At 53.5% G+C, this 13,917-nt stretch carries 12 protein-coding genes; 1 reads left to right on the forward strand and 11 read right to left on the reverse strand.

The window, feature by feature from the left end:
• The first annotated feature begins 270 nt into the window (after positions 1 to 270).
• Entirely contained in the window at positions 271 to 900 is a 630-nt protein-coding gene (locus tag ACI6NM_RS07530; protein WP_262426785.1) for a hypothetical protein, read from the forward strand.
• Between the two features lie 10 nt (positions 901 to 910).
• Here ACI6NM_RS07530 and ACI6NM_RS07535 read toward each other — a convergent pair whose 3' ends face one another.
• From ACI6NM_RS07535 to ACI6NM_RS07585, 11 genes are all read right to left on the reverse strand, one after another.
• Entirely contained in the window at positions 911 to 1,621 is a 711-nt protein-coding gene (locus ACI6NM_RS07535; protein ID WP_262426786.1) for a ComF family protein, read from the reverse strand.
• A 109-nt stretch (positions 1,622 to 1,730) separates the two neighbouring features.
• On the reverse strand, positions 1,731 to 3,989 hold the full coding sequence (gene recD2, locus ACI6NM_RS07540; RefSeq protein ID WP_262426787.1) for an SF1B family DNA helicase RecD2: 2,259 nt from the start codon (positions 3,987 to 3,989) through the stop codon (positions 1,731 to 1,733).
• A complete protein-coding gene (locus ACI6NM_RS07545; protein WP_158359249.1) occupies positions 3,990 to 4,997 on the reverse strand; it encodes a rod shape-determining protein in 1,008 nt (335 codons plus the stop codon).
• A 206-nt stretch (positions 4,998 to 5,203) separates the two neighbouring features.
• Entirely contained in the window at positions 5,204 to 6,220 is a 1,017-nt protein-coding gene (locus ACI6NM_RS07550) for a hypothetical protein (protein WP_438501085.1), read from the reverse strand.
• Positions 6,221 to 6,399: 179 nt separating this feature from the next.
• On the reverse strand, positions 6,400 to 7,023 hold the full coding sequence (gene udk, locus ACI6NM_RS07555) for a uridine kinase (protein ID WP_262426789.1): 624 nt from the start codon (positions 7,021 to 7,023) through the stop codon (positions 6,400 to 6,402).
• A 361-nt stretch (positions 7,024 to 7,384) separates the two neighbouring features.
• On the reverse strand, positions 7,385 to 8,947 hold the full coding sequence (locus ACI6NM_RS07560; protein ID WP_262426790.1) for an aldehyde ferredoxin oxidoreductase N-terminal domain-containing protein: 1,563 nt from the start codon (positions 8,945 to 8,947) through the stop codon (positions 7,385 to 7,387).
• Between the two features lie 18 nt (positions 8,948 to 8,965).
• Complete coding sequence (locus tag ACI6NM_RS07565) at positions 8,966 to 9,715, reverse strand: ABC transporter ATP-binding protein (RefSeq protein ID WP_262426791.1); 750 nt, start codon at positions 9,713 to 9,715, stop codon at positions 8,966 to 8,968.
• A complete protein-coding gene (locus tag ACI6NM_RS07570) occupies positions 9,694 to 10,347 on the reverse strand; it encodes an ATP-binding cassette domain-containing protein (RefSeq protein WP_262426792.1) in 654 nt (217 codons plus the stop codon). The genes ACI6NM_RS07565 and ACI6NM_RS07570 overlap by 22 nt, the downstream gene beginning before the upstream one ends.
• Positions 10,344 to 11,150, reverse strand: a complete 807-nt coding sequence (locus ACI6NM_RS07575) for an ABC transporter permease (protein ID WP_262426793.1) — start codon at positions 11,148 to 11,150, stop codon at positions 10,344 to 10,346. The genes ACI6NM_RS07570 and ACI6NM_RS07575 overlap by 4 nt, the downstream gene beginning before the upstream one ends.
• A gap of 6 nt (positions 11,151 to 11,156) precedes the next feature.
• Positions 11,157 to 12,107: an ABC transporter permease subunit gene (locus ACI6NM_RS07580; protein WP_438501086.1), complete on the reverse strand. Its 951-nt coding sequence runs from the start codon at positions 12,105 to 12,107 to the stop codon at positions 11,157 to 11,159.
• A 29-nt stretch (positions 12,108 to 12,136) separates the two neighbouring features.
• Complete coding sequence (locus ACI6NM_RS07585) at positions 12,137 to 13,837, reverse strand: ABC transporter substrate-binding protein (RefSeq protein WP_262426795.1); 1,701 nt, start codon at positions 13,835 to 13,837, stop codon at positions 12,137 to 12,139.
• Positions 13,838 to 13,917 lie beyond the last annotated feature (80 nt).

The following is a 13,917-nucleotide window of genomic DNA, read 5'->3' on the forward strand; positions in this document are numbered from 1 at the left end:
GACTTCCACCTCCGTTTAATTCTTTGTAAGGCGGCCTTTTTCCCTGCCTGCTATCGAAAATTGAGCATAAAAAAAAAGACCTATGTTCTTCCATTCGCCCGCTCATTGTAACATAGAAAGCCTGTACAGTCAAGTTTTTTTGTAAAAAAACGACCGCCCCGGCTCCAGGAAACTTTTTATAAAAATTTAAGGGCCGCAATGCTGGAAATATAATAAAATCAAAGGGTCAGACCAGCGCACACGCTGGAAACAGAAAGGAAAACCAGTACAATGATGAAAAATATGGAAACCATGAAAAACAGGAAACTCCGCCTCCGGGCTGCCTGCGGGCTCCTGGCGGTCCTTGCCGCCGCCGTGCTCACCGCCTGCGGCTCTTCCGGCACCGGCGGCCAGAACGGGACAGAGGCTGCTTCTGAGGCCCTGGAGACCAGCGCGCCGGAAAGCGCAGCCGAAGCAGAAAGCAGTGCTCCCGGCCCCAGGGAGACCCCCAGCCCCGAAGAGATCGCTTCCATGAAGGCCGAGGAGGCCGGGGACTTCTTTACGATCATGCAGAAATTTTCTGCCGGAGAGATCGAGGCCGTCCCCTTTGAAAAGCTCTCCGGAAATGACGGCCAGTATGGCGTAGTCTCCCTGGCTGAGGATCCGGAAAGCGGACTGAAGCTCTTTGGCTATATGGCTCCCGGGAACCGGTATGAAGGGATCTATCTCATGGATAAGGACAGCCGGGTCAATGCCTTCCCCACCGCCGTCTATGCCACAGAGGCTTTGATCTGCCCCACCATAAGCTGGGATAAGGAGACCTCCACCCTGACCGTCACCGTCTGGTCCTCCGAAGCTGAGTCCCAGGACTTTTCCTTCCAGCAGAAGGAAAGCGGGCTTTTCGTCTCCCTGGACGAGTAGGGTACAGCCCCTATCTTCCCCCGGTCATGCAGATCACCACAAAATACACACGGCTTACCCCCGCGTTCCGAAGCGCCCGGGCGCAGGCCTCCACAGTGCTCCCGGTGGTATAGATATCATCCACCAGGAGCACCGTTTTTATTCCCTCGGGGATCGTTCCGGCCCGGAACGCCCCAGACAGATTTTTCAGACGATCCGCCGCAGAAAGCTCCTTCTGCGGCTTTGTTTTTTTATCCCGGATGAGCATTCCGGATCCCACCGGGATCCCCAGGCGCTTTTCCAGACAGACGGCCAGCACCTCTGCCTGGTTAAAGCCCCTGGCCCGCTTTCTGGACGGATGGACCGGCACCGGAACAAGGACGTCCGCATGCATGCGCCGGATCTGCTTTTCATACCTGGCCGCCAGGGCCGCTCCATAAAAGTCCAGATATTCCCTCTTATTTTTATATTTGATCCAGGCCATGGATCTCCTGGCCGTCTCATCATAATTCATAAGGGCCAGGCCGGACTCGAAGGCATGGCGGCGCTTTGTGCAGTCCCCGCAGAATTCCTCCGCCGCATCCTGGATCTCTTTTCCACATTTTTTACATACAGGCTGTTTTACAAAAGAAAGCTTATGAAAGCAGGCCGGGCAGATCAGACCGCCCGGCGGCTTTACGATCTCCCCGCACACCGGACAGTGCCGGGGAAAAAGAACATTCAGAATTGTTTCTTTATTCATGGATTTTTATATTTTTCTATTTGTCCAGGCCCGGATCCATCGGGCCTGGGCTTAAACTCTGGTTCAGATCCCGCGGACTGGTCCGCCCGGATCCGATCTGCATTTAAATTCACGGCTCGATCTCCAGGATCCGGTCCTTCAGTCCGGAATACCGCTTCTGCTCCATTTCATTCTCCACCATAAACTGGAACATTTCCGGCAGTCCCACCAGGCACACACATTTTTTCGCCCTGGTCACGGCTGTATAGATCAGATTCCTGGTCATCAGCATCCGCGGCCCCGAATAAATGGGGATCACCACCGCCGGGTATTCGCTTCCCTGGGATTTATGTATGGTGATGGCATATGCCAGCTCCAGCTCCTCCAGCTGCTTAAAGCTGTACTCCACCATCCGCCCCTCGTCAAATTCCACCTCCAGGGTCTCGGAAAAGGCGTTTACCTGGCGTATGACGCCCATGTCGCCGTTGAAGACGCCCTCGCCCTTGTCCACCGGGATCCCATAGCGGTTCCGCACCTCCCAGGCCAGCTGGTAATTATTTTTGATCTGCATTACCTTATCCCCGGTCCGGAATATGGTACCTCCCGCCTCCTTTTCCGGCTTGTCTGCCGCCGGAGGATTGAAATTTTCCTGGAGGATCCGGTTCAGCTGCTCCACGCCCAGAGCGCCCTTGCGCATGGGCGTCATGATCTGGATCTCCTGGATCTCCGCGCCCACATAGCCCGGCAGCTTATCCCTTAAAAGGACCATCATATCTTTAATAATAGCCGCAGGATTGTCCCGGCGGATAAAAAGGAAATCCCGGCTGCGCTTTTCCAGGGGCACCCGCTCTCCGGCGTTGATCTTATGGGCGTTTACGATAATGTCGCTCTGGGCCGCCTGGCGGAAGATCTTTGTGAGCATCACCACCGGAAATTTTCCCGACTGGATCATATCCCGCAGGACATTTCCCGGCCCCACGCTGGGAAGCTGGTTCACATCCCCCACCAGGATCAGCCTGGTCCCCACGTTGACAGCCTTTAAAAGGGAATGCATCAGGCTGATATCCACCATGGAGACCTCGTCGATGATGACCACGTCCGCATCCAGCGGATTGGCCTCGTTGCGCTCAAAATGCATCCCCTCCAGCCGGGTCTCCCCTCCGGTGCTGCCGTTCCCATTGCGTCCGCTGTCCATGGACGGGGCTCCCGTAAGCTCCAGGAGCCGGTGGATGGTCCGGGCCTCATAGCCTGTGGCCTCGGCCATCCGCTTGGCCGCCCGGCCTGTGGGGGCTGCCAGAAGGATCTCCATATCCTCCTGTTCAAAATACCGGATGATCGTGTTGATGGTGGTGGTCTTTCCGGTTCCCGGCCCTCCGGTGATAATAAGGAGCCCGTTGTTCACCGCTTCGATGACCGCCTCCTCCTGATGGACGTCCAGCTCGATCTGCTCTCCGGCCACGATGGACTCCAGCCGCTTCCTTATTTTCTCCGGCGGCACCGTATCCCGTATGTTCAGATCGTGGAGCATTCTGGCGGTATTGAGCTCCATATAGTAAAACTGGGCCGGATAGACGATCATCCCGCCGTCCTTTTCCTTCACCACCAGCTTTTTTTCCATCTGTAGGTCCATGAGATGCTTTTCCATATAGTCTGCATCCACCTTAAGGAGCTCCGCCGCGCTGGCAAACAGCTCCTCCCTGGGAAGGTAGGTGTGGCCGTTCCCAACAGCCTGTAAAAGAGCATAAAACATCCCGCTCCGGATCCTGTAATCGGAGTCCGTAAAGATCCCCACCTTTGCCGCGATCTCATCGGCGATCTTAAAGCCGACGCCATGGATGTCGTCCGCCAGCTGGTAGGGATTCTCCTGGATCACCGAATACATCCGCTGGCCATACTGCTGGTAGATCTTCACCGCCAGGTTCATATGGATCCCATACTGCTGGAGAAACAGCATGGCCTGGCGCAGCTCCCGTTTTTCCTCCACCTGGCTGCTGATCTCCATGGCCATCCGCTCGCTGATCCCCTTGACCTCAGAGAGCCGTTCCGGCTCCTCCTCGATGATACGGAAGGTATCGGCCTTGAATTTTTTCACGATCCTTTTAGCCAAAGCAGCTCCGATGCCTTTGATCGCACCGGAGCCGAGATACCGTTCTATTGCCAGCGTGTCCTCGGGAGGCTTGATCTCATAGCTCTCCACCGACAGCTGCTCGCCATAAATCGAATGCTCTACCATGCGCCCCGTTGCCTCGATGCGCTCCCCCTCTGCGATATACGCAAAGGTGCCCACCAGGACATACTTCTCCTTGCCATCGGCAACGCTCAGCACCGAATAGCCATTCTCATCATTGCGGTATTTTATCTTTTCTACATAACCTGTTACAGTCGCCATTTATCTGTCTGAATGCTTTCCTCCATGGAAAAACTCAATGAATTTACCAGTTCCGATGGCCACCGCCGTCAGCGGCTCCTCCGCGATCATCGTCGTGATGCCCGTCTTTTCCTCGATCAGGGCGTCCAGACCGGAAAGCAGGGCTCCGCCTCCCGTAAGTACGATGCCCCGGTCAAAAATATCTGCGGCCAGCTCCGGAGGCGTCCGCTCTAAGACGTTGTGTACTGCGTCCACGATCTGCATCGCCGGCTCCTTAAGGGCCTCCAGGGTCTCGTCAGAGGTAACTACGATGGTCTTCGGGAGTCCCGTTACCAGGTTCCTTCCGCGCACCTCCATGGTCACCAGCTCCGGCCGGCGGTACGCCGCACCGATATTGATCTTGATCTCCTCGGCGGTCCTCTCACCGATCAGAAGATTGTGCTTCTTTCTCATATAACGCACCAGAGACTCATCGAAATCGTCTCCGGCAGTCTTGATGGAGGTGCTTACTACGGTGCCTCCCAGGGAGATCACCGCGATATCCGCAGTACCGCCTCCGATATCGACGATCATGTTTCCGCAGGCCTTGGAAATATCGATGCCCGCTCCAATGGCCGCCGCCACCGGCTCCTCGATGATGCAGACCTCTCTGGCGCCGGCCTGGTAGGTGGCGTCCTCAACGGCCTTTCTCTCAACCTCTGTGGCTCCGCTGGGGATGCAGACCGCGATCCTGGGCTTTCTTAAGGTCCTTTTTCCCACTGCCTTGTCGATGAAGTATTTTAACATCTTCTCGGTCACGGTATAGTCGGAGATCACGCCCTTTCTGAGGGGGCGGACCGCCACGATATTGCCGGGAGTACGCCCGATCATCAGACGGGCCTCCTCACCAAAGGTGATCACCTTATTGGTCTCCCTGTCCAGGGCAACCACCGACGGTTCCTTTAATACAACGCCTTTTCCTTTAATATATACAAGGATACTGGCCGTACCTAAATCAATTCCAATGTCGTTGGACATCATCATTGCCATTTTCCTCCTGTCTTTTCTGTCTTTTCACCCGGATACTCTCTATTTCTCGGAATACAGGCGCAGCCCAGTACCGGCCGCCGCTGTATTCCGTCTGATCTCTGTTTTTCAGAGCGCGAAATATCAATCTTATTATATACAAAAGAATCCGGTTTTTAAAGAGGTTTTTTCATTTTTCCCAAAAAACAGGAGCCAGCCGCCGCCGTGTGCTACTGCACCCACTCTCCATTGATATTGACGTAATACTGGCCGTTGATCATCTGGCTTGTGACCATGGCCCCGCTTTCGCCGCAGTAATACCATTTTCCTCCGGTGGTTACCCAGTCGTTCATCACGCAGTAGCCCTGTTCATTGAAGTAATACCACTTTCCATCGATCATCGCCCATACGGAGTAGGGATAGCTGCGGTTGGGATTGCACCACCACCAGCCGGCTTCCGGCTGCCAGAGCCAGGTCCCCGCCGGATCCACGGCGGCATATCCATGGGAGGTGCTGGCCGCCTGGCTGCGGATCCTGGCCGCCTCCTCGTCAGATACTGTCCGCTCATCTGATTCCGCCCAGCTTCCCTCATCGTACTCGCCGCGGACCGCCCGCACCCGGAACTGGTACGTTCCCGCCCCGGAGAAGTGGCCGGAGAAATTGTAGGTCAGCTTTTCCGTTGTAACTGTCTGGCCCACCTCGTCGCCGTCCTTATAAAGACGGACCTCATATTTCCTTGCGTAGTCGTTTCCTGCCCAGCCGGCCAGACCGCCCACAGCCGAATCCCACAGAGCCTCCTCCACGTCCAGGGTATAGTCCTCGTCATATTCGTAATAATCGTCCTCATCCAGCTCCGCCAGGGTCACAAGGATCGTAAGGCGGGAGGAGCTCCGGGATACGGAGGTCACGATCCCTGTCTCTTTGTCCAGAGCCACCTCGTCCTCTCCCAGGCCGGAGGCAAAAATATAGCCCTCGTCCGTCCGTAAAACGATCTTTAACCGGGGCTCATCCCCAGTCTCCCAGATATCCCCCGGCACGTTGGTCACCGTTACCGTATCCAGATAGCAGCCCTCATGATCCACGATCACATCCACATAATCGCCGTCTCCGTATTCTCCCGCATGGATCCCGGATTCGATCTCCAGGGTAATATCCTCGATCCGCTCCGAAGCCAGAGCCGGGAATCCCAGGGCAGCCGTCATAAGCGCCGTAGTCAGGGTCAGCCGTAATTTATTCTTCCGTATCATGGTATTCCTCCTTATGCCGCTGCCGCGGACCTTAATTTCTGTATAAAAAGAGTATACCACATTCTTCCTTTTTAATCTTAAGATTTCTCCCGCAAAACTCGGGCAAAATTGTGGCAAAATGCAACCATTCTGAAGACTGGAGCCGCGCAGGCTTCCGATCCGGCCTTCCCCGGCCCCGGTCAGTCCTCCCCCCGCAGGTGGCTCCGCACCTGGCTTAAGAGCATCTGCATGGCCACCCGGTTGCAGCCGCCCTCGGGAACGATGATGCTGGCGTTCCTCTTACTGGGCTCCACAAACTGCTCATGCATGGGCTTCACCGTGTTTATATACTGGCCGATCACGGATTCCAGGCTCCTGCCGCGCTCCACCACATCCCTCTGGATCCTGCGGATGATGCGGATATCTGCATCTGTATCCACGAATACCCGGATATCCATGAGATCGCAGAGGCTGCGGTTTTCAAAGATCAGGATCCCCTCCACGATCACCACCTGCCGCGGCTGTATGGTCCGGGTCCTTCCGCTTCTATTATATACCGCATAATCATAAACGGGACATTCCACCGGCCGTCCCTGCTTCAGCTCCATCAGATGGCGGATCAGAAGCTCCGTATCAAAGGCATTGGGATGGTCGTAGTTTAAAAGCTTTCTTTCTTCCAGGGTCAGATCCTCGTAGTGCTTATAGTAATCGTCATGCCGGATCACCGTCACCTCTTCCGGGAACTGCTCCGCAAGCCGGGTGGTCAGCGTCGTCTTTCCGCTGCCGGAGCCGCCTGCGATCCCGATCACCAGTATGTTTTCCATGGTATCTCTCCCTTCCTATATGCCATACATTGCAGCTCATTCCAGACACACATCCGGACGAACCTCCAGGCAATTCTTACGGATATTTTACCATATCTACCATATTCTGTTATATATATTTATAATTTTTTTATGTTCCAATCACACTTTGTACACATTTACCCCATATAATACAATTACGTTATCCGAAAGGATAACCTGCCTTTGTTTCAAGTGCTACACTTGAACACACAAAGCTTTTTCATACTCATACCTGCCAGAGTTGCGTCTGGCAGGTCCCCCTTAAAACGTTTCCCGCCCTGTGTGCCAGACAGGGCGGGATTTTTTCTGTTGACCAGTCTTTTGAAGAATGATCTGTTATTTATTCACTGAAATACCGGTACAAAACCTTGATAAACTCTGGAATGTTTTTCTGAACGCTCCCGGCCAGCCGCTCTCTCTGGTAGGCGGTCTCCTGTTCAATACAATCCCCGGCATAAGAGAGTAATTCCTGGGCTGTGACCCTGGCCCCGAACTTGTCAGAAGCCATCTGTGCCAGAAGCTCCAGGACCTCTCTGTTGTTCAGAAGCGCAAAGGAAGAGAAGATACAGAAGCCCAGGTTTTCCAGAACGAAGACCTGGCGGTACAGAAGCTCCATATCGTCCATATCCTGAAGCTCCGGATAAAGCTTGTCCAGATGCACCTTAAACTGCTCTTCCTGGACCACCGACGGTTTTGTAACAAGAGCTGCCACATCCGGCCTGTCTTTAAAAAGCTCTGCCACTCCGGCAGTCCCTCCGCCGATCAGGCGTCCCAGTACGCTTCCCTTCTCCACCTCTTCCATCATGGAGAGGACCTTTTCCCTGGTGGCCGTTTCGCCTGTCGCCTTCCAGTACATGGATACCGTATATACAAATTCTGTGGTATTTAAGCCGATCGAAAAGCCATGCCGGTTCAGCTCCTTTGCAAAGGCCGCTTCTTCAAATCCAAAGCACTGGGTCAGCGCTGCCCGTACTTCGGATTCCTCCGGCGCTGAAAATACCTCTCCTGTCCCTGCACTGTGCCGGTTTAAGCAGCCGATGACGCACATTGGCGCACAGCAGTAATTGGTCCTGCAGCCGCCTTGCTTCTCCGCTGTCTCTGCTCCTTCTCTGCTCCTTTTTTCCACCTCCGGCACCGCCTGGCGGCTTTTTAAAAGGTGGATCAAGGTAATGGAGCCCAGTCCCGGCAGAGCGCCGCCGCAGATCTCGTTGTCCATGATGATCTTTGCCAGACGCTTTCCGGTATCACGAAACGCCTCTTTGTTCACACAGGGGCTTCCAAAATATGTCTGTGCCTTTAAAACAACGGCACGCAGGCCCTTGCTTCCCGGGATATCGCCGACTCCGCTCCGGGGACAATAAAATCTTGGCTGTCCCTCTGGATAAGTCACGAAAATACTGGCCAGCGGCATCATACGGTCCGCAGCCTGGCCGGTTCCGATGATGGCGCAGTCCTCGCCAAACTGCTTTCTGAGCATATCCACCATCTCTGCTGTCGTATGGTCCTCAAGCTCCGGCATACACATAAGCTCTGCCCCGTTCGGATCCACGAAGATGACTGCATTCCGTTTTTCATATTTTCCCGTTACTACAATGGATGCTATATCCAGAGACGCCAGCTTCTGGGGAAAATCTCCGGTGATACTGGAAACACAGAGCCCCTTTTTCCCCTCTCCCTTTGACATGATAAGGCCCCTGGTGGCGCTGGGCGCCATGTTTCCTGTAAAAAGGCCCGGTGTGTAAATGACCGCATTTTCCGCATCCAGCCGTCCGCAGGAATCCGGCACGTGCTCCTTCAAAAGGCGCATGGCCAGCCCCCGGCCGTAATCCCTCCCTGGTCCAAAGGTATACTCGCTCTCCCCGATCTGCCCCTCGGACAGATCCACCGTGATGATCTTTGACATTTTTCTTTCCCCTCCCATTTATTTTTCACTGAAAAAAAGACTGCTCTCGATCAGGCGGCGGCTGTAAGGATGTGCCGCCTCTTCTAAGAACCGGCCAAACGGCAGGTCCTCAACGATCCTTCCCCCAAAAAGCACTGCGATCCGGTCCCAGCGGGCCACTGAAAAGTCAATATCGTGGACGACAGACAGGATGCTCACCTTTCTTTCCCTTTTCAGCCGGTGAAGGACGTCTAGGACCTCGTCTTCTCCATCCTTATCCAGCATGGAGGTAGACTCATCTGTGATCAGAAGCTTCGGCCTGGGGATCAGGGCTCTGGCAATGCAGATCCGCTGAAGCTGACCGCCGGAAAACTGCTCCATTTTTTTATCCATATCTCCCAGAAGCTCCGGCGCCGTCTGGAAAAGCGCCTCCTCCATAGGAATACAGCCGCGCCCATGCCGTTTCATGACCCGCTCCGTTTCACCCAGGGTCTGGCGAAGCGTATTGGTGAGCTCAACGGCGCTGTACGGATCCTGAAAGATATACTGGATATCTGCCAGCTCCTCTGGGCTCCTTTTCCGATACGTGCCCAAAAGACGTTTTCCATCCAGAAGCACCTCCCCCGAATCCGGGCATTGGCTCCCACAGATGATCCGGGCCAGAGTTGTTTTTCCGCCTCCCGTTTCTCCTGCCAGCAAAAGGCTTTCCCCATCCAAAAGCGTGAAGCAGACTGAAGACAGGACCGCTTTTTCATCGTAGCTTTTTGTCACATTTCTGATTTCCAGCATTTTTCTCCCTCCGAAAGCTCCACGATCCGGTCCACAGCCTTTTCCAGAAATGGCCGCTGATGGGCCGTCATCAGGATCGTTGTCGTTCCTTTAATGGACCATATGTACTCCAGGATCCGCCGCAGAGTGATAAAGTCGATGGCAGAGGACGGCTCATCCATAAAAAGGAGCTCCGGTTCTTTTAGCATCGCAAGGGCGATCACGATCCTCTGCTTCTGCCCCCCGGACAGCGTACTGGGATATCTGGAAAAAAGCTCCTCTGAAAGAGCCAGTTTCTGGAACAGCTCCTCTGCCTCCCCGCTTCCCCGGCGTCCGCAGGCCGAAAGGACCGCGTCTATATGCTCCCAGACCTTCATCCTGGGGTTTAAGGCACTCTGGGCAAACTGCGGGATATAGCTGATCTTTTCAAACCGTTCCATCCCCCATAAAGACAGATCCCGTCCAAGAAGCTCTGCCCTCTCATAGGAAAAGGCACTGTCCGGAAGCTCTCCCAAAAGAAACGAAAACAGCGATGTTTTTCCGCATCCGCTTTTTCCCGCTATGCCCACTGCCTCCCCCTTTTTTACGGAAATATCCGGATAGGCCAGCTTTCTTTTTCCATAAAAAATGGAAAGTCCCTGTATTTCTATCATACCTTCCCCTCATCAAATACCAGTACGGAGAGTACCGCCACATAAACGACCACACAGATCATTGCCGGGAGCAGATACCAGCACCAGGTATTGTCGTAAAAGAAATTTTCATAATTTAACGCACTGCGGATCAGCCTTCCCCAGGTCTTTAAAAGCGGATCCCCCAAGCCAAAAAATGCCAGCGTAGTCTCATAGGTGACCGCCCGGCTGGCCTGCATCATAAAAAGCGTTCCGATCACCGGATATCCGTCATGCCACAGCTTCCGGATCACATCCCACATATTTCCTCCTATCAGCATGGTATATGCTACCTTATTGGAGGAAAAACAGGCGGAAAGCCTGGACCTTGCGATCCGGAAGACCCGGGGCCAGGAAAAAAATATCATGCTGAGGATGGTATTTGTACAGGTTGGCGCTGCAAAGGCCGCCACAAAAAGGATCAAGAGAATATCCGGGATGATCAGAAACACCGTTGCCAGATGATTGATCCCCCGCCCTATCCTCGGAAAATAAAGAGAGGCAAACGCCAGCACCGTTCCAAGGGAGACGCTTCCCAGGGCCGCTGTCAGCGAAAACAGCATGGTATACCGGAACCCGCTCAGCACCATGGAAAAAATATCATGCCCCATTTCATCGGTTCCCAGAAGATGGACCCGTCCCGGCGGCAGAAGGGCCGGGGACGAAAAATCATCCGGAGGAAACGGAGAAAATATGGGGCCGAAAGCTGCTGCAAGAAAATAAAAAATGCAGATCCCTGCACAGATCCGCTGGACAGCAGAAAGCCTGGACCATATTTTTTTCATATTCACCTACCTCCTGGAGATCTGCTGGATCAGGAATTCAAAAATGGCGTTGATCACCAGCGCCAGCGTACAGACAGTCAGCAGGATCCCCTGCATCAGCGGGTAATCCCGGTTGGCCGTCGCAGTCCGGAGAAGCATTCCGATCCCCGGATATGCAAAAACCGCCTCCACAAACATCGTTCCCGCCACACAGGAAATACTCTGGATGCTGAGCTTTCCGAGGATCTCCGGAAGAATATTCCGGAAAAAATATTTTTTTTCAATTATATTCTGCGTAAGATTTAAGTAAACGGCCATCCGTACAAACTGCTGCTTTTTGATCCGCACCGTACTGTTATATGTAAAGACAGCAATACCGGGGATCTCTGAAAGGATCATGACCGTCAGCGGAAGCACCATATGGTAAAGCACATCCAGAAGAAAGCCCTCGGAAGACGGGTGCATCCCAACGCTGTACGCTCCCCTTGACGGAAACCAGGAAAGCCGGTAGGAGAACAAAAGCCGCAGGCTCTCTGCAAGAAGAAAGACAGGTACTGCCTGCAGCAGGATCAGAGGAAAAAGCCGTACCGGACTGCTCCCTTCCTTAAGCCCTGCCCGCATCCCATACCAGACGCCGATGCACGTACTGACTGTCATCGCAAGTCCCGCCAAAAGGAGGCTGTATCCAAGACTTTCCCCGATCATGTCTGCGACCTTCCGTTTTCCGGTCAGGGAGTAGCCCAGATCCCCGGAAAGAAGATGTTTTAAATAAAGAAGGAACTGCACCGCTTCCGGTTTTTCCGGGGCGTAATACTCCCGGAATGTATCCGGAAAGGCCTCCATATTCTGGGAAGCCGTCGCCTCATCCAGCACAGACAGGGGGCTTCCCGGCAAAAAACGCGGAAGGAAAAAACTGATGCACAGGATCAGCACCAGATAAAGTCCGTATGTCCGAACCATTTTCCCCCCACGTTTCATAAAAGTCCTCTTTCGTCTGTACTGCTCCGCTACTGTGCCTTCCACTGGCCGGAAACGAAGACAAGCTTATTCATAATAAACGGAACTGCAATGGAGATCCCATCCGGCGTATAATAAAAGCCGTCAAAAATCGTATTGTTATAAGCGGCGACTGCCTTCTTATAGTATAAGGTCAGACAGGGAAGCTCTTCTGCGATGATCTCCTGAAGTTCGTTCACCTGTTGGTGACGTTTTGCATCGTCCTGCTCCACTGCGGATTCATTATAGATCCTGTTATATTCCTCGCTTTCCCAGGTCGTTCCGCCCTGTCCGGTTACGGAAGGAGCTCCGTCTGCGCCGACTGTTGCAAAACGGGACAGGAACACCGGATCGCCGCCGAAGGAGCCGTTGGTATTAAAGGCAAGCTCAAAGTTTCCTTCGCTGATGGCTGCCTTTACCGTTGCATCATCGGCGCTCTGCGGAACCAGCTCGATCCCCACGGCTTTCATATAAGATACTAAAAGCTCCGCCAGCTTTTCATCATTCTCCGTGAAGGTCAGCGTATAGGACATCTCTTCTCCGTTGTATTCCAGGATCCCGTCCCCGTTGCTGTCTGCTGCCCCTGCCTCGGAAAGCATTTTCTTCGCTGTCTCCACATCATACGCATACTGACGGACGTCCGGGTTGTACCAGGGCGTTCCGGGCTGTACATGGCCGGCAGATCCCGGATAGCCGGCTCCGCCGTAAGCCTTCTCTACGATCTCATCCAGATTGACTGCATGATACATGGCCTGACGGATCTCCTTTACAGCCATTGCCTCTTCGTCAAAATTAAAATAAAGTCTTGTTACGGAAAGGCCCGGGCCCTCTAATACTGTGTATTCCGGAGAATCCTTTAAGGACATTGCCGCCTTATAGCTGATATTGGGAGCCGCAGCAATCTCCCCGCTTAACAGCGCTTCCTTGGAATCGCCTCCGGAAACATTGGCGATCACCAGCTTGTCGATCTGGACATCCCCATAGAAGTAATCTTCATTTGCCTTAAGCGTATACGTTCCTGCTGCCGAATCATAATTTTCCAGGATGAACGGGCCTGTGGAAATTGCCGCCTCCGGCTCTGTGAACGTCTCCGGCTCCGTCACATTCTCCCATATATGCTTGGGAAGGATCGGAAGGCTTCCTGCCACATCGCTCAAAAACGGATTATACGTCTTATTCAGCTTAATTTCCACCGTATGCTCATCCACAACGGACGCTTCCTCCACCATGGACACGGATACCCATTTATAGGGATGTTCCTTCATATAATCAAAGGTAAACTTTACATCCTCTGCCGTAAAAGGAGTGCCGTCTGTAAAGGATACGCCCTTTCTCAGCTGGAATGTATAGGTCAGTCCATCCTCAGACACAGAATAGTCCTCTGCCAGATAGGGGATCAGACCGGACTCATCCTTCCACATCAGCGTGTCAAAAATATAGCTGAGCGTCATATAACCCTGGCCCTTGGGGGAGATCGTATAAACGGATGGGAAACCAAAATCCCCGTTTCCGCTGACCGTAAGGATCCGCTCTTTCCTCTTTTCCGTATCCTGTGCCGTCTCTGCCGCCGTCGTTTCCTTCTCTTCGGCCGCCGTTGTCTCTGCCTCTGTGCTTACCGCTGTCTCTGTTTTCGCACCAGACCCACAGCCAGTTATCATACTGGCTGCGATCGCAGCCGCAGTAAATCCTGCCAGTACCTTCTTCGTTTTCACTTTTTCTTCCTCCCAAATATTCTCAATGTTTTTCATTATATCAGACAGCTAATAGAAATCAAGTGTTTGCATATGGTATA

The organism is Pilosibacter sp. YYHA0881 (genome assembly GCF_051602715.1).
GTDB classification, from domain to species: domain Bacteria; phylum Bacillota; class Clostridia; order Lachnospirales; family Lachnospiraceae; genus Alitiscatomonas; species Alitiscatomonas aceti.

What these genes read in the sequence shown, in the direction of transcription:
- ACI6NM_RS07530 (WP_262426785.1), top strand. Translation starts at nt 271, where the DNA reads ATGATGAAAAATATGGAAACCATGAAAAACAGGAAACTCCGCCTCCGG.
- ACI6NM_RS07535 (WP_262426786.1), bottom strand. Translation starts at nt 1,621, where the DNA reads ATGAATAAAGAAACAATTCTGAATGTTCTTTTTCCCCGGCACTGTCCG.
- recD2 (WP_262426787.1), bottom strand. Translation starts at nt 3,989, where the DNA reads ATGGCGACTGTAACAGGTTATGTAGAAAAGATAAAATACCGCAATGAT.
- ACI6NM_RS07545 (WP_158359249.1), bottom strand. Translation starts at nt 4,997, where the DNA reads ATGGCAATGATGATGTCCAACGACATTGGAATTGATTTAGGTACGGCC.
- ACI6NM_RS07550 (WP_438501085.1), bottom strand. Translation starts at nt 6,220, where the DNA reads ATGATACGGAAGAATAAATTACGGCTGACCCTGACTACGGCGCTTATG.
- udk (WP_262426789.1), bottom strand. Translation starts at nt 7,023, where the DNA reads ATGGAAAACATACTGGTGATCGGGATCGCAGGCGGCTCCGGCAGCGGA.
- ACI6NM_RS07560 (WP_262426790.1), bottom strand. Translation starts at nt 8,947, where the DNA reads ATGTCAAAGATCATCACGGTGGATCTGTCCGAGGGGCAGATCGGGGAG.
- ACI6NM_RS07565 (WP_262426791.1), bottom strand. Translation starts at nt 9,715, where the DNA reads ATGCTGGAAATCAGAAATGTGACAAAAAGCTACGATGAAAAAGCGGTC.
- ACI6NM_RS07570 (WP_262426792.1), bottom strand. Translation starts at nt 10,347, where the DNA reads ATGATAGAAATACAGGGACTTTCCATTTTTTATGGAAAAAGAAAGCTG.
- ACI6NM_RS07575 (WP_262426793.1), bottom strand. Translation starts at nt 11,150, where the DNA reads ATGAAAAAAATATGGTCCAGGCTTTCTGCTGTCCAGCGGATCTGTGCA.
- ACI6NM_RS07580 (WP_438501086.1), bottom strand. Translation starts at nt 12,107, where the DNA reads ATGAAACGTGGGGGGAAAATGGTTCGGACATACGGACTTTATCTGGTG.